At 61.5% G+C, this 15108-nt stretch carries 18 protein-coding genes; 8 read left to right on the top strand and 10 right to left on the bottom strand.

Annotated elements, in window-relative coordinates; genetic code table 11:
• Nucleotides 1-1218: an ABC transporter permease gene (locus NKH37_RS25425; protein ID WP_352495191.1), complete on the top strand. Its 1218-nt coding sequence runs from the start codon at nucleotides 1-3 to the stop codon at nucleotides 1216-1218.
• Nucleotides 1219-1331: 113 nt separating this feature from the next.
• A complete protein-coding gene (locus NKH37_RS25420; RefSeq protein WP_353003339.1) occupies nucleotides 1332-1574 on the top strand; it encodes a hypothetical protein in 243 nt (80 codons plus the stop codon).
• Here NKH37_RS25420 and NKH37_RS25415 read toward each other — a convergent pair.
• Both NKH37_RS25415 and NKH37_RS25410 read right to left on the bottom strand, forming a co-directional pair.
• Entirely contained in the window at nucleotides 1549-2298 is a 750-nt protein-coding gene (locus NKH37_RS25415) for a hypothetical protein (protein WP_353003340.1), read from the bottom strand. The genes NKH37_RS25420 and NKH37_RS25415 overlap by 26 nt on opposite strands.
• 7 nt (nucleotides 2299-2305) lie before the next feature.
• The gene (locus NKH37_RS25410) at nucleotides 2306-3418 is read right to left on the bottom strand and encodes an endonuclease/exonuclease/phosphatase family protein (RefSeq protein ID WP_023720773.1); all 1113 of its coding nucleotides are present in this window, start codon (nucleotides 3416-3418) and stop codon (nucleotides 2306-2308) included.
• 187 nt (nucleotides 3419-3605) lie between these two features.
• On the opposite strand from NKH37_RS25410, the gene NKH37_RS25405 reads away from it, so the two are divergent.
• Both NKH37_RS25405 and NKH37_RS25400 read left to right on the top strand, forming a co-directional pair.
• A complete protein-coding gene (locus tag NKH37_RS25405; protein WP_353003342.1) occupies nucleotides 3606-4193 on the top strand; it encodes a BA14K family protein in 588 nt (195 codons plus the stop codon).
• 173 nt (nucleotides 4194-4366) lie between these two features.
• Complete coding sequence (locus tag NKH37_RS25400; RefSeq protein WP_353003724.1) at nucleotides 4367-4651, top strand: PilZ domain-containing protein; 285 nt, start codon at nucleotides 4367-4369, stop codon at nucleotides 4649-4651.
• A 12-nt stretch (nucleotides 4652-4663) separates the two neighbouring features.
• Here the strand turns inward: NKH37_RS25400 and NKH37_RS25395 are convergent, their stop codons facing one another.
• The 5 genes from NKH37_RS25395 to NKH37_RS25375 all read right to left on the bottom strand — a co-directional run bounded on the left by NKH37_RS25395 (nucleotide 4664) and on the right by NKH37_RS25375 (nucleotide 9213).
• Nucleotides 4664-5287, bottom strand: a complete 624-nt coding sequence (locus tag NKH37_RS25395) for a hypothetical protein (protein ID WP_353003343.1) — start codon at nucleotides 5285-5287, stop codon at nucleotides 4664-4666.
• Nucleotides 5280-5801 (bottom strand): hypothetical protein, encoded by a 522-nt coding sequence (locus tag NKH37_RS25390; protein WP_353003344.1) that lies wholly within the window; start codon nucleotides 5799-5801, stop codon nucleotides 5280-5282. The genes NKH37_RS25395 and NKH37_RS25390 overlap by 8 nt, the downstream gene beginning before the upstream one ends.
• Before the next feature lie 499 nt (nucleotides 5802-6300).
• Entirely contained in the window at nucleotides 6301-7278 is a 978-nt protein-coding gene (locus NKH37_RS25385) for a DUF3592 domain-containing protein (protein ID WP_353003346.1), read from the bottom strand.
• 238 nt (nucleotides 7279-7516) lie between these two features.
• On the bottom strand, nucleotides 7517-8536 hold the full coding sequence (ilvC, locus tag NKH37_RS25380; RefSeq protein WP_352483016.1) for a ketol-acid reductoisomerase: 1020 nt from the start codon (nucleotides 8534-8536) through the stop codon (nucleotides 7517-7519).
• Between the two features lie 23 nt (nucleotides 8537-8559).
• Entirely contained in the window at nucleotides 8560-9213 is a 654-nt protein-coding gene (locus tag NKH37_RS25375) for a TetR/AcrR family transcriptional regulator (protein ID WP_023720781.1), read from the bottom strand.
• Between the two features lie 156 nt (nucleotides 9214-9369).
• On the opposite strand from NKH37_RS25375, the gene NKH37_RS25370 reads away from it, so the two are divergent.
• A complete protein-coding gene (locus NKH37_RS25370; RefSeq protein WP_023720782.1) occupies nucleotides 9370-9798 on the top strand; it encodes an anthrone oxygenase family protein in 429 nt (142 codons plus the stop codon).
• 37 nt (nucleotides 9799-9835) lie between these two features.
• Here NKH37_RS25370 and NKH37_RS25365 read toward each other — a convergent pair whose 3' ends face one another.
• A complete protein-coding gene (locus NKH37_RS25365) occupies nucleotides 9836-10288 on the bottom strand; it encodes a MarR family winged helix-turn-helix transcriptional regulator (protein ID WP_352495188.1) in 453 nt (150 codons plus the stop codon).
• A 100-nt stretch (nucleotides 10289-10388) separates the two neighbouring features.
• Here NKH37_RS25365 and NKH37_RS25360 point away from each other — a divergent pair, with 100 nt between their 5' ends.
• Both NKH37_RS25360 and NKH37_RS25355 read left to right on the top strand, forming a co-directional pair.
• Nucleotides 10389-10694 carry a Rieske (2Fe-2S) protein gene (locus NKH37_RS25360; protein WP_353003348.1) on the top strand — a complete coding sequence of 102 codons (306 nt, stop codon included), beginning with the start codon at nucleotides 10389-10391 and terminating at the stop codon, nucleotides 10692-10694.
• A gap of 1 nt (nucleotide 10695) precedes the next feature.
• Entirely contained in the window at nucleotides 10696-11421 is a 726-nt protein-coding gene (locus NKH37_RS25355; RefSeq protein WP_353003350.1) for a glutathione S-transferase family protein, read from the top strand.
• Between the two features lie 255 nt (nucleotides 11422-11676).
• On the opposite strand, the gene NKH37_RS25350 is transcribed toward NKH37_RS25355, so the two are convergent.
• Nucleotides 11677-12087, bottom strand: coding sequence for a winged helix-turn-helix transcriptional regulator (locus NKH37_RS25350; protein WP_353003352.1), 411 nt, complete (start codon nucleotides 12085-12087; stop codon nucleotides 11677-11679).
• Nucleotides 12088-12223: 136 nt separating this feature from the next.
• Here NKH37_RS25350 and NKH37_RS25345 point away from each other — a divergent pair, with 136 nt between their 5' ends.
• A complete protein-coding gene (locus NKH37_RS25345; RefSeq protein WP_352589614.1) occupies nucleotides 12224-13114 on the top strand; it encodes an SDR family oxidoreductase in 891 nt (296 codons plus the stop codon).
• Between the two features lie 43 nt (nucleotides 13115-13157).
• Here NKH37_RS25345 and NKH37_RS25340 read toward each other — a convergent pair whose 3' ends face one another.
• Complete coding sequence (locus NKH37_RS25340) at nucleotides 13158-15077, bottom strand: potassium transporter Kup (protein ID WP_352483013.1); 1920 nt, start codon at nucleotides 15075-15077, stop codon at nucleotides 13158-13160.
• Between the last annotated feature and the right edge of the window lie 31 nt (nucleotides 15078-15108).

Here is a 15108-nt window from a genome sequence, read left to right as displayed (position 1 = left end):
ATGATCTGGGAAACCGTTCGCCTCTCGCTCCGCTCCATCCGCCGCAACGTGCTGCGCTCGTTCCTGACGTTGCTCGGCATCGTCATCGGCGTCGCCGCCGTTATCGCCATGCTGACCATCGGCTCGGGCACCACCGAGAAGGTCAAGTCCGACATTTCCAAGCTCGGCAGCAACCTGCTCGTCATTCGTTCCGGCCGGCCGGCCGGACCCGGCGGCCCGGGAGGGCTCGACCAGGTGGTCCGGCCTCTTGCCGACAAGGACTTCGCCGCGCTTGTCGCGCACCTGGACGGCGCGCGCGCCATCTCGCCGGCGTCGCAAAAGCAGGTGCGCGTCATTTTCGGCACCGAAAGCCTGACCTCGGGCGTCACCGGCACCGACAGCGCCTATCTCGATGCCCGCGACTGGAAGCTGGTCTCGGGCCGCCCCTTCAGCGATTCGGAAACCCGCTCCGGCACCGGCGTCTGCCTCGTCGGCGAGACGGTGCGCCAGCAGTTCTTCGGCGCCGGCGATCCCGAAGGCGAGATCATCCGCGTCAACCGCACCTCCTGCAAGATCATCGGCCTGCTCGAACCGAAGGGCTATACCGGCTTCGGCCAGGACCAGGACAATGTCGTGCTGATGCCGCTTGCCGCCTATCAGCGTCGCATTGCCGGTAATCGCGACATCGACTCGATCTATGTCGCCGCCGACGACCGTACGCTGACCACGGTGCTGCAGCAGCGCGTCGAGGACATTTTGCGCGACACACGCCGCATCACGCCCGACCGTGACGATGATTTCTCGATCCGCGACATGACCCAGATCGCCGATGCCATGGCCAGCGCGACCACCACCATGACTGGCATGCTCGGCGCCGTCGCCGGCGTCAGCCTGCTCGTCGGCGGCATCGGCATCATGAACATCATGCTGGTGTCGGTAACCGAGCGCACGCGCGAGATCGGCATCAGGCTCGCAATCGGCGCCCACGAAAAGCATATCCTCATCCAGTTCCTGGTCGAGGCAACCGTGCTGTCGCTGCTTGGCGGCATCATCGGCATCCTGATCGGCCTGGCGCTTGCCGGTCTTGCCTCGCTGACGCTGACGATCCCGTTTGCTCCAAGCCCGGCGGTCATCCTGCTTGCGGTCGGCTTCTCCGCGCTGATCGGAATGGTGTTCGGCTTCTTCCCGGCGCTGCGCGGCGCACGGCTCAACCCCATCGACGCGCTGAGACATGAGTAGGCGTTGCAGCAAGTGTCGCCTCCAGACGCTGCCGATTTTTTATGCAACCTGCCCTTGTCGCAGCACATTCTGCAATGATAACAATGCTGTTGGGGACTAAGGGGGAACAATGGATGAGCAAGAAAGCGCGACTGGCTCTGGCGATTGTGATCGTCGAAGCCGCCTTGGCAGGGCTTTGGTGGAATTTGATCCTTTATGGGATAGAGAATCCCGATCGCGTCACCGCTGACTTCCAGCAGGTAATTGGGCAGACGATGGGAACGGCGATGGGGGCGCTCCTGGGTCTCGGCGTGCTGTTGTATTTTGTCGCCGCCCGCAACGACCGCAAGGCTATTGAAGGCAGGCTACGACGTTAGAGTCGGAAGCCTTGCCGCTCGCAAAGTGCCATTCGATCAGCGGTCTCATATGCGGCATCAGCCCGTCCGGCAGATCGGCGGCATTGCGGATGATGACGGGGCCTTCGATTTCAGACTCTGACTCGGCGGCGACGAAAGCGCTGATCCGCTGTGCCAGGTCGTCGGCGGAGGCCGTCTCGCGGTAGCGGCGAAAGATCACCGTGCCGCTTGCCGTCGACAGGGCGTAATGGTGCCTGCCGCGTGCCGCGCCTGATAGGTCGAGGCCGGTCTCTTCCCGCACCTCGCGGATCATGTTGAAGTCGACGTCGACAAGGCCGTCGTGGAAATCGGTTGGCTCGAACGAACCGGCGGCGAAGTAGACGCGCCCGGCATTGACCGTATGCGGCGCCATGCGGATCGCCACCAACGCGTTGTCGCCGGCGACCAGCATGGCGTGCGCGTAGGCATGTTCGGCGCCAGGCACCTGCCTATTGCTGCGCCAAAGCATGAAGGTCGAATAACGCACCGCATGGCAGCGGCCGACGAGGCGATTGTCGCGATAGCTGAGAGCGGAAAGCAGCACCACGGTGCCGTCAAAAAGCGCCGGCTTGGCTGCGGTCTCACGCCGCCAGTTTGCGGCGATCGCCTCGGCATTATCGCGCTCGAACGGATGTGGGCCGGGATCGAGCCTGACGTCGATGGCATCGACCGGCAGGATGACGTTGCGCGGCAGGTCGAAACTCACGCGTGTCTCACGCCATGTCGAGGGCAATTGCTACCGGGCAATGGTCGGATGCCTTGGGCCGGTCCCACCCGGCGCGTGGAAAGCGCTCGACCTCCTGGCCCGCCGGAAATATGGTCCGCCAGGGCTGGCCGTTGCGGATGATATCGGGAACGGCGGTGGCGTTCTGCCTGGCTAGCGCCCTCGACAAAAGGATGTAGTCGAGCTGGCAGAGATGCCGCTCTTCCGGTCCGCGCGTGTGATAGAAAGTCCAGCGATCCATTTCCGGCCGCCGCTCGACCGCGTTTTCGCAAAAACCGCCGGCAGTGAGCACGTCGATGCAGGACCGGGTCTCGTCGATGACCTCGAAGCGATAGCCGTCGACGGCATCGCCGGTAATCTTCACGCGCTGCCGGTAGTCGTTCATGTCGCCGCAGATTGCCCAGCGTTTGTCGGCGGCATGGTCCTTGCCGAAGCGCTCCTCAATGATCCGCCGCACCGCTTGCGCCTCGGCGATGCGCAGCGGCATTGTTGCTTCACGGCCGTCGAGGCCGTTGCGGGGAGAGCCCATCGATTTGAAATGCACGAGATAGAGTGTCAACGGCGCGCCAGCCACCGTCAGATCGATTTCCAGGCAGTCGCGCCGGAAGATGCGTTCATTGGCCTGATGTCCAAGCGCTGCCAATTCCGCCGTGTGCAGCCCGAATTGCTCGAACGTGACATAGGCGTAGCTGGTCATACGCACGAATTCGATCGGCTGGCCCTGCGCGGTCTCGTTGCGCATCATCACGGCGACGTCAATGCCGCGCGAATCATTGCCGGCGGTGGTGTATTTCTGCCGGTAACCTTGCCCCACCATCTTGAACAGATAGCCATATTCGAAGGCCCTCAGCGCCTCGATATTGTCGACCTCCTGCATGCAGATGATGTCGGCGCGGGTGGCCGCGATCGCCAGTGCCGTCAACTGCCGCGTGTCGTCGGACTGCGCGATCGCCCGCGCCTGCTCGAGCATCTTGTATTCGGCCTCGCTCTGGATGTCGAAAAGCGCCAGCGTGCGATCTTCGTTGAGCTGATTGCGGTATCCGGAATAATCAAACCTGTTCATCAGGTTTTCGACGTTGAATGTGGCAAGGCGCAGCGACATGGCTTTGACCTTTGCCCGCAAGCGCGCTCGAAAACAAGGGCGTAGAACCCAGGCGGCCCCGATTGACCGCGCGCTCGTCATGGTTGATGGAACCTTTTTTGTTCATCCTCCGTTCAGATGGAAAGTTCCATGAATGGGCTCTTCCCTGGGTATTCTGGGCGTGGGGCCTGAATCTTAGGAGAGTGCGATGAAACCGCTCTTTTTATCTTCCGTCAGATCCGGGCTGATGGGCCTCGGTCTGATAGCCGGCCTCTCGGCCCCCTCGCTTGCCGGGCCGATGCCCAAACCCCTGCTGCCGGTGGCGGGCAATGCCGCCGACATCGTGCAAATTCGTGAAGATTGGGCAGGCGGCAACGACAGGCAAATCTGGCGTTGGCGCAATCGCGGCTTTCGGCAATGGCACGGCGACAATGATTGGAGATGGCGGTCCAACAATTTCCGCGGCCGTCATTTTTCGAGACACTGGGACAATGGCGGCTGGGACGACAACTGGCGTAGGCGCCATCATCGCCGCCATTACCGTGGCGGCTACTATGATGATGGTGGTGCGGGTGCCGCGATTCTTGGCTTGGGCCTGGGGCTCGGCCTTGGCAGCCTGTACAACAACTACAACTACTACGACGCGCCGCCACCGCGGCGCTATTACCGGACACAGCGGCTGTCCAGCGCGCATGTCCAATGGTGTTACAATCGCTACCGGTCGTACCGCGCCTGGGACAACACGTTCCAGCCCTACAACGGCCCGCGCCAGCAATGCTATTCGCCCTATAGCTGAGCAGGCCGACAATAAGCATCATTCGGCGCCGTGCTTCGCGGCGCCTTTTTCTTCCAGCCAGGAATCGCGAAAATCGCCCAGTCTCACTGGTGATAACGCTATTTTTATCAGGCAGGTCTAATAATCCTCCCGATCAGAACGCCCGAGACGCGAAGATGGCTGGATTGCGTGCAATGGCCGAGGACGAACAGAGGGACAAACGCCGGCAGCGCGTCTTGAAGGGCGCGACGATCCTGACCGGCATGACCAATTCCGAGGTCACATGCACGCTGCGCAACATGCATGCCGGCGGCGCCGAATTGAAGGTCTCGATCGACGCGCGCGTGCCCGATGAGTTCCTGCTCTATGTTCCGACCGAAGGCATTGCCTACGAGGCCGTGGTCCGCTGGCGCCGCGAGGATCGCATCGGCGTGATGTTCACCGGCACCCAGCCAAAGCCAAGTTGGCATTACGGCTGATATCTCCCGGCGCTATCCGGGCGGCAGGACTTGCAGTGTCTGCTCGTCAAACAAAGGCTCATCCTGGCCGACGCGAACGAATAGAAGCTTTCGCCGTTCGGGTGATTGCACCTCGAAATACTGAATGCCGTCCGGGGCTTCACCCCATTCGCCGCACGGCGGTTCGCCGACCTCGTCAGGGTCGGCAACGGCTTTCAATTCACTGAGATAAACGGCACCGGGACTGAAGACATATCGCAGGATGCCCGTGGGCGTGACCCCTTCGGCGTAAGGCATGAGCACGCAACGTGTGCTGACAGCCTTCTCGGTCTTCTGCGAGTATATGCGCTGTAATGCAGCGTCAGCGGCCTCGCCCGGCAGCATATCGAAGACTTCGACGACGGGATCGGCCGGTCCGCCATCACTGTATTTGATCGCAAGAGCATTGCCGCCAAGCTCGAAATGGATCTGGCGAAAACCGAAGTCGCAGCGCTGCACCCAGGCAGCAAGCCCGACATCCCTGTCCGCGAGCCGTTCCCAGGTGCATTTGTCGACAGGCGGACGCGACGGCTTGCTTTGGTCGGCACGAGCCCCGGTGGCCATGGCCACAAGGACCGGCAGGGCGCAGATGCAGGCCGGCAGTCTCTTGTTATTCATCGCTGCAACCCGTCAAGGTAAAGGCATCCCAGGCCGAGCCATCGGGATTGGCTTTGGCGAAATCGGGCCATTCGGTCAACATCGCGCCGAAGTCAGGCAACAGCAACCCTGTCGGTGCCGGCGAGGCTTCGCGAGAGCTCAACTGCTCGGCACCGCCTGCGTTGAATGCATAGACCTGCCCGTCCCACACTCTGCACAGCCCGGTGCCGTCCTCGAGACCCGCCTCGCGATCGCCGTCGGTGCAGGTGTGCCGAATCGTGCCCACAGGAAACGCGTACTTGCCATTGGTCCAGGTGATGTCCGATGGCAGGCGAATGGGGGTATTGGGCACGATCAGCGAAAAGACCTCTGTCGTCAGCGCGGCCGGTTCGCGGTCGATGGGCCGGAACTGTATCGTCGCTCCCGAACGCGGCTCGCGATAGGTCGCGTGGCTGAGCGAACATTCTGTCGCGTTCGCTGCTTGCAACAGGCTCAGCATGCTCAGAAAAATAGCTGCTGCTTTGCGGATGATCATTTGCGTCCCTGGAGCAGCAGCATTGTGAAGTTTAAGCATCGATGCTTTAGCATGACCCGAGGCCCGGTCGAAAGAAAGAAATCGATGATGCGAAATCTCTTGATGCTCATTTCGATCTTAACATTTTCGTGCGGCAGCGCCTTTGCCACGGAACCCTATGTGGGCACATGGTCCGGGGACAGATCGAACTGTACCGCCGTCCGGATGTTCAACGCCAGACTGTTTACACATTGTACCCTGAGGCACTGTCGGTTCCTGCTTTCGGCTGCGAACACGCAACGTTTCGCAAGATATCCACGGGCTGGGTGGCGCGGGCCAGCCAATGCTACGGTTCTGATCCCACGATCGAAGAGCCGTTCTCGCGTCTCGTCCATATCGTTGGCAATGGCACGACGGTGAGATTGACCTGGCCTGGCTTCGACAGCGGAGTTCTTGTCAGATGCTGACGACAGGTGCCTTCTTCCGCTGGATATGCAGCATCTAGACTAGAACAGCAGCTTCAGATTACGCCTACCAGAAGCGCGGCTCCACCAAGGAAGCCAGCGGCGCAGATCCACAGTAGCCAAAGCCCACGCACCCTGCATTCGAGAACGGCTGCAGCCGGATTGGCGGGATCGTAGTAGACCTCGACCTTGTCGCCCTCGAGGTAGCGCTGTGATTGACCGCTGACGAGGCTCGGCAGCGACGCCGTCACGTTTGCGCCGAAAGCGATGCGATCGGCGGCGTAGCGCTGGCCGGCAACGCTATAGCTGTAGACGATGCGGGATTTGAAAACTGTGTGCCAAGGCCGATAGCCGCCTCCGGACCTGTCGCGGGTCTCGAATTTCTGCAGGCCCGAGGCGTCGATGCGTCCTGCCGTGATGGGCCATTTGGCCGCCTGTTCCGCAAGTGACTTCTGGGCAAAGCCCATGCGCAGGACAAACAATCCCATGAAAAGCAGCAGGGCCGCGGCGCCGAGGTTCTGCGGCTTGGGCAAAAACGGCCGGATCGCTTCCAGGACGCCGCCAACGGAGAAGACCAATACCAGCGCGCCAACCACCAACCCGGCCGAAAGCTGGACCATGAATTTGAAGGAACCGTCGGGCATGGTGCGTTCGATCACGGCCTTGGCTGGATCGGCCGGATTGTAGAAGACGGTTACGCCGGCCCCGTTTGGAAATTTCGCAAGGGTTTCCGCCACCGCAAAGTTTCCAAGGTTCTCCTGCACGCTGTAGTGCGAACTGCGAAACTTCTTGCCGTTCACCTTGTATTCGAAGGTGATCGCCGGGAAGTTGCGCATCTCGGTCGACCCTCTGCTGTCCGAACCGGATCCCGAACTGGTCACCTCGCGAGCCTCGACCCGCGACGAGATGATCTTTCCCGGCGTCGGAGACCAGCGGCTGACCGCCCTCACCTCCCACCACTTCAGCAAGGTGACGAGGGACAGCATGCCGGCAACCGCGCAGGCAAACCCGACCAACAGAAATTTGAGTTCCAACGCTCACCCCCTTGGCCATTTTGTGCCATACCCTGCACACGCATACCACGACAGCGGGAATAGCGCGCCTGCTGAGAAATCAACGCAAAAAGGCCGGCGGATCGCTCCGCCGGCTTTCTTGATCGACAATGAAATTGCGATCAGTTCTTGGCCTTGTCGACCAGCTTGGTCCTGGAAATTCCCACGCGCCCGCAGGGCGAAGCCCGAGGGCGCGTAACGAAACGAACGTGGATTTCCTTCAGTTCTTGGCCTTGTCGACCAGCTTGTTCTTGGAAATCCACGGCATCATCGCGCGCAGCTTGGCGCCGACTTCCTCGATCTGGTGGCTGTCGTTGTTGCGGCGGATGCCCTTGAAGCGCGACATGCCGGCGCGGTATTCCTGCATCCATTCCGAGGTGAACTTGCCGGTCTGGATGTCCTTGAGCACGCGCTTCATCTCGGCCTTGGTCTCGGCGGTGATGATGCGCGGACCCGAGACGTATTCGCCCCATTCGGCGGTGTTCGAGATCGAATAGTTCATGTTGGCGATGCCGCCTTCATAGATCAGGTCGACGATTAGCTTGACCTCGTGCAGGCACTCGAAATAGGCCATTTCCGGCGCATAGCCCGCTTCCACCAGTGTCTCGAAACCGGCGCGGATCAACTCGACCAGACCGCCGCACAACACCACCTGCTCGCCGAACAGGTCGGTCTCGCACTCCTCGCGGAAATTGGTCTCGATGATGCCCGAACGGCCACCGCCGACGCCGCAGGCGTAGGAGAGCGCCAAATCGAGCGCATTGCCCGAAGCGTCCTGGTTGACCGCGACCAGGCACGGCACGCCGCCGCCCTTCTGGTATTCGCCGCGCACCGTGTGGCCCGGGCCCTTTGGCGCGATCATGACGACGTCGACCGAGGCTTTTGGCTCGATCAGGCCAAAATGCACGTTGAGGCCGTGGGCGAAGGCGATCGCCGCGCCGTCGCGGATGTTCGGCGCGATCTCTGATCTGTAGATGTCGGCCTGCAGCTCGTCGGGCGTCGCCATCATCATCAGGTCGGCCCATTTGGCGGCATCGGCCACACTCATCACCTTGAGCCCGTCGGCCTCGACCTTCTTCGCGGTCGCCGAGCCGGCCTTGAGGCCAATGGCGATATCCTTGACGCCGGAATCCTTGAGGTTGAGCGCATGCGCCCTGCCCTGGCTGCCATAGCCGATGATGGCAACCTTCTTGCCTTTGATCAGGTTGAGATCGGCGTCGCGATCGTAATAGACACGCATTTTTCTTCCTTCCCGTTTTGAATTCAGAGGCCCTGCGGCCCGGTTTTTGCCCCGTAAAGAGCGAGAAACTGCTGCGTCGCCCGGACGGCATCGCCGCCGATCGCCGCATCAGTCAATTCCAGCCGGTCGCCGAGCAGCAGGCGGATCTGCACGTCGCGGGCGACCAGCCCGAAAAAGGTGCGGAAAGCCATCTCAGCGTCGGAAAACTCGAGGAAACCAGCTTCCTTGCCTGCCTCCAGCACCGGCTTCAGCCGCCTGGCCAGCGCGAAGCGGCCGTTCTCCAGCACGATGGCGCCGAGATCGTCCTTCCCCGAACTAGCATGGCCGACCGCCACCCGGTTCAGCGCGATCGAGGTGTCGCTCGAAATTACCCTGAGCCAGTCCGAAGCGAAGCGTTCGAGGCTCGCCGTCAGCGAGGCAAGATCGAGTCCCTTGCGGTCGACCGGCACTACCCGCACCTTGGACGCCTGCCATTGCACCGTTGCCGTCAACAGCCCGTCGCGATCGCCGAACCATTTGTAGAGCGTCTCCTTCGAGCAGCTCGCCCGCCGCGCCACGGCGGTCATGGTCAACTGATCGCCCTCTTCGACCAGCAGGCGAAGGGCGGCGTCGAGCACGGCCTTCTGCCGCTCTGTCAGCGTCTCGCTGGTGTCGATGTCGGTCACAGCGTGCAACACAGTCTTTCCTCAGGAGGCGAACTCACCCGCAGTTCAGATACGAACTCAACAGCGTACCGTACGTTACGGTTCGGCTTTATGGCGTATTGCCCGACCCGGCGCAAGCCTTTATTTCTGTAGCTTGCTCCATGCGGGGCATTACGGGAGACACGGATCATGCTCGCCGGATTGCTTGCCTTGACCGTTGCCGCTGTGTTTGCAGGCGCGGCTATCTACGTCAGCGTCGCCGAACAGCCGGCGCGGCTTCGCCTCGATGACAAGGCATTGCTGCAGGAATGGCAGCCTTCCTACAAGCGCGGCGCCGCCATGCAGGCCTCGATCGCCGTCATCGCCTGTATTCTGGGCCTCGTCGCGTGGTGGCAGACCGGCAATCTCGCTTATCTGGCCGGCGCCGTGCTGATCATCCTGCCTTGGCCATGGACGCTGCTGGTGATGATGCCGGCAAATCGGCTGCTGGAGGTGATGGACGCTAACACCGTCAATCCTGAGGCTCGGACAATGATCGTCAAATGGGGCAATCTGCATCTGGTCCGCGTCGGGCTTGGGGTTCTGGCGACATTGGCATTCCTTTGGGGCAGTGCCTGACCTCGCAGATCCGCGCCATCTTCGGCACGAAGGCGTGTCACGCCAGGGCGGGCGGATCTCGCAGGCGCCCAAGCAGAGCCGACAGCGTGTCCAGATCATCGTTGGAAAGCTGGGAGCCGACCAACTCCGATATCGAGCGGCCGTAGACGACCCACATGCGGCGGCGCGTCTCGCGCCCCTTGCCGGTGATGCGGATGGTTTGCCCGCGGCCGTCATCGGCAACTGGAAGCTTCTCGACCTGCCCGTCGGCTTCGAGCCGCGCCAGCAGCCGCGAGATGTTGTATTGCGCAAACAGGGTGCGCTCGGTGAGTTGGAACGGCCGCAATCCGCCCTCGCCCGCCTCGGCAAGCTCATGCAGCACGTCGTACCAGGCAAGCGGCGGCAGGCCACTGTCCTTCAGCGCGTCCTCGGCACTTTCCAACAACTGGCGCGAAACCCGCATCAGGCGGGCCCAGGCTTTGATTGCTGGAGGTGAAGGAATCCCGGTCATGATTACATCGTAGGCGATAGATGCAACTGCATCAAGCTTGACGATCGATGCAAATGCATCTATATAGATGCAATCGCATCAATCATGAAAGGCAATTCCGATGAAGCATGAAATCTGCAGGACCGCCGACATTCCGGAAACAGGCAGCCTGATCGCTCCGTTTTTCGGCCGCGAGGTCCATGTCTACCGCAGCGGCGAGCGTATCCGCGCCGCCGCCAACGTCTGCCTGCACTTCGGTGGCCCGCTCGACTGCAAGGACGGCAAGCTCGTCTGCCAATGGCACGGCGCCTCGTTCGACATGGCGAACGGTGATCGCCTCGAAGGCCCAGCGCCGAAGGGCTCCCGCCTGATGTTCCTCTCCACCCGCGTCGAGAACGGCGCCTTGAACTATGTCTGGGGAGAGTGAGATGACCGACAAGTTCATCCTCGTCAGCCACCATCTTTGTCCCTATGTGCAGCGCGCGGCGATTTCGCTTCGCGAAAAGGGCGTGCCGTTCGAGCGCATCGCCGTCGATCTCGCCAACAAGCCTGCCTGGTTCAAGGCGATATCGCCGCTCGGCAAGGTGCCGCTGCTTCGCGTTGAGCATGACGGCCAGGAAACGGTGATCTTCGAATCGCTCGTCATCCTCGAATTCCTCGAGGAAACCCAGCCCAATCCGCTGCATCCCACCGATCCCTATGCCCGTGCCCGACATCGCGCCTGGATCGAGTTTGGCTCGGCAATCCTCAATGCCATCGGCCGCTTCTATTCAGCGCCTACGGAAGCCGCGTTGCTCGCCGAAAGCGAGGCGCTATCGGCGATGTTCGATCGCCTGGAAGTGGAACTGGCGAATGGCGCGGTTGGGCCGTGGTTCGCCGGTAAGCGCTTTTCACTGGTCGACGCGGTCTACGGGCCGATTTTCCGCTATTTCGACGTCTTCGACCGGATCGGCGATTTCGGCATCCTGGACGGAAAGCCGCATGTCCAGGTGTGGCGCGAGGCGTTGCGCAAACGCCCATCCGTGAAGGACGCGGTCGCTCCCGATTATCCGCAACGCCTCCATACATTCCTACAGGCGAAGGGCTCGCACCTTTCGGAAATCATCCGCCGAAACGATCCGGCCACCGGGCTTCCGCAAGCCCGATCGGCTTGAATGGATTGATCACAGTGCCTGTAATCATCGAGGCAAGGATATTCGTTTCCGGCGGAATGCTTGCCACTGGCCACCAGCCTGTCGCGGACGCAAGCCTCCAGCGCAGTATCGATACGTCCGTTCCGATGAGCGCGTAACTGATCGCCGCGCCGGCAATCGCGATGTCCAGAGAATTGCCCATTTGCCCGACCCGACCCAGGCCGGACAATCCTTCAGCGTTGTCGCTAAATCAAGCCGCTGTCTCGGCCTTGAGACTCAGCCTTCGGCAGCATCGAAAACCTTCCGCGCCTCGCGTACAGCGCCGTGATTGAGCTCGGCCCATTGGATCAGCTGGTGCAAGGGTCCAAACATCGAGCGCCCGAGATCGGTGAGGCTGTATTCAACGCTCGGCGGTTTGGTCGGAAAAACCTCGCGATGCACATAGCCGTCGCGCTTCAGATCGTGCAGCGTCTGGGTGAGCATGCGCTGTGAAATATCGGGCACGAGGCGCCGCAACTCGCCAAAGCGGTACGGCTTCTCGGCCAAGGCCTCCATCAGCAGCGAACTCCATTTGTTGCTTATGCCCTGGATCACGTCGCGAACCGGGCAATCCGCAAGGTTTCCGCCACCGCTGCCTGCTTTGTAGATCTCGAGCTTCGATCTCAGATTGACGATCTTGCCGTCCATGGCTGGTTCCCTGGCTGTGCCTACCTCCCGCAAAACTGCCTTCTTTACGAGGATGGGTCAATTCCTATTTTAGTGCTGGTCTCTTTTTGAGACTAACATATGCACCCGCCGCTCCGGCGCAACGTCAGGACCTTTCATGACCGACACCCTTCTCGTCACCGGCGCCTCCGGCCAGCTTGGCCGCGGCGTCATCAATCATCTGCTTGACACGCTCAAGGTCTCCCCTCAGCGCATCATCGCCGCTACCCGCAATCCGGAAAATCTGGCCGATCTGGCAGCCCGAGGCGTCACCATCAGGACGGTCGACTTCGACGACACCGCATCGTTGGCCAGTGCATTTACCGGCGCCGACAGGGTTCTGATCATTTCGACAAACGAGCTCGCCATTCCGGGCAAGCGCCTGAAGCAACATGAGACCGCGGTCGCCGCCGCAAAAAGCGCGGGTGTTTCGCATCTGCTCTACACATCGATGCCCAATCCGGAGCCAGGATCGCCGGTGCTGTTTGCGCCCGATCACCACGGCACCGAGCAGGCGATCAAGGCGAGCGGTATCCCCTCCACCATCTTCCGCAACGGCTGGTATCAGGAGAACCTGTTCCTGGCGCTGCCGCACGCCATCGCCTCTGGGCAGTGGTACACGTCCGCTGGAGACGGCCGCATTGCCCACGGCGCGCGCGACGATATGGCTGCCGCGATTGCCGCCGGCCTCGCTTCGAGCGCAACCGAAAGCACGACATACACGCTGACCGGCCCCAAGGCCCACACGATGGCCGAGATTGCAGCCCTCGTCACCGAGGTCACCGGCAAGCCGATCGACGTTGTCCAGCTTTCGGATGAAGCGCTGACCGAGGGATTGAAGGCAGCCGGCGTTCCCGAAGCTTTTGCGCCCGTGATCGTTTCCTTCGATACCAACACCCGCTCCGGCCGGATCGGCATGGTGACCGACGCGGTCGAGACTCTGTCCGGCAGGAAGCCGCAGCCGCTGAAGGAATTTCTTGAAGCAAACAAGGCGGCTCTGGTGAACTGAGCCTCACAAATGGCCGTGCCCTTCGAAGGGCATGGCCGCTTGTTCAAATAGCCACCTGCGTCCCGATCTCGACCACCCGTCCGGTCGGGATTTGGAAATATTCCGTCGCATCGGCCGCCGAGCGCGCCAGCCCGATGAACAGCTTGTCCTGCCAGACCGGCATGCCGGAATTGGGCGATGCCTTGAGCGAGCGCCGCGACAGGAAGAAGGATGTCGTCATGATGTCGAACTTCCAGCCCTGCTTGCGGCAGATCGCCAGCGCGCGCGGGATATTGGGCTGCTCCATGTAGCCGAAGGTCAGCGTCACCCGCATGAACAGCTCGTTGACCGTCTCCATCTTGACGCGCTCGCTGTCGGGCACGACAGGCTGCGGCGCCGTCACCACCGAAAGGATGACGTTCTGTTCGTGCAGCACCTTGTAGTGCTTGAGGCTGTGCATCAGCGCCGTCGGCGCACTCAGCGGATCGCTGGTCAGGAACACTGCGGTGCCCGACACCAGATGCGGCTTCTTCTTCAGCAGATTGCCGGCGAGGAAATCCAGCGGGATCTCGTTCCGGCGGGTCTTTTCGAACAAATAGCGGGTGCCGCGGATCCATGTCCACATGGTCAGCACAATAACTGCGGCAATGGCAAGCGAGGACCAGCCCCCTTCAAACACCTTGACTATGTTGGCTGCAAAGAAGCCGGTATCGACGAAGGCGAACACCGCCATCAAGGCGACCGCGACGCCGAGCGGCCATTTCCAGATGCGCGTCATTACAACAAAAAGCAGTATGTTCGTCACCAGCATGTTGCCGGTCACCGAAATACCGTAGGCCGAGGCCAGGCGGCTGGATTCGCCGAAGCCGACCACCAGCAACATCACCACCAGCGCCAGCATCAGGTTGATGCGCGGCAGATAGATCTGGCCCGACTGTTTTTCCGACGTGTGCTGGATGACGAAACGCGGCAGCATGTTGAGCTGCACCGCCTGCCTGGTCAGCGAGAAAGCGCCGGAGATCACCGCCTGGCTGGCGATGACGGTCGCCGCCGTCGCCAGCACGACCATCGGAATAAGCGTCCAGCCCTGGTTCATCTCAAAGAAGGGATGGCCGACAACACCGCCATTTGCGAGCACGAAGGCACCTTGCCCGACATAGTTGAGCAACAGACAAGGGAACACAATTGCCAGCCAGGCGAGCACGATCGGCTTGCGGCCGAAATGGCCGAGATCGGCATAGAGCGCCTCAGCGCCGGTGACGGCGAGGAAGACCGCACCAACAGTGACGAAGGCGACGTCGGGCGAGTTGACCAGGAACGACACGATGTAATGCGGGCTGATCGCCAGCAGGATTTCCGGATCGGCGATGATGTGGTTAATGCCGGAAAGGCCGATGGCCAGGAACCACAGCGCCGTGACTGGCCCGAACACCAATCCTACGCCGCCGGTGCCGAACCGCTGTACCGCAAACACGATCGCCAGGATGGCCAGCGTCAGCGGCACCACATAGGGCTGGAATGTCGGCGTGACGACATTCATGCCTTCGACCGCCGATAGTACCGAGATCGCCGGCGTAATGACTGCGTCGCCGAAAAAAAGCGCCGCGCCGACAATGCCGATGCCGAGGATCACCGCCGAGCGCGTCGGGAAACTGTTGCGCGCCAGCGCCATCAGCGACAGCACCCCGCCCTCGCCGCGATTGTCGGCACGAAGCACGAACATGATGTATTTGATGGTGACGGTGATCGTCAGCGACCAGATGATCAGCGAGAGTACGCCCAGGATGTCGCCACGGTTGGCGACGTTGCCGCCGGCTGATGCATGCAACGCCTCTCGGAATGCATAGATCGGGCTGGTGCCTATATCGCCGTAAACCACACCGAGTGCGCCCAGCATCAGCACCTTGGTGCTGTGCTGCTCGACCTCAGAATGGCTCGATTGTTCGACAGGTTCTGCCTCGTTACCAGCATTGGCAAGGGCCATGGACGACACTCCGATAAGCGGGCGGTGCTCT

The organism is Mesorhizobium sp. M1217 (genome assembly GCF_040318275.1).
Taxonomy (GTDB): domain Bacteria; phylum Pseudomonadota; class Alphaproteobacteria; order Rhizobiales; family Rhizobiaceae; genus Mesorhizobium.
This window is presented reverse-complemented; position numbering and strand designations above follow the sequence as displayed.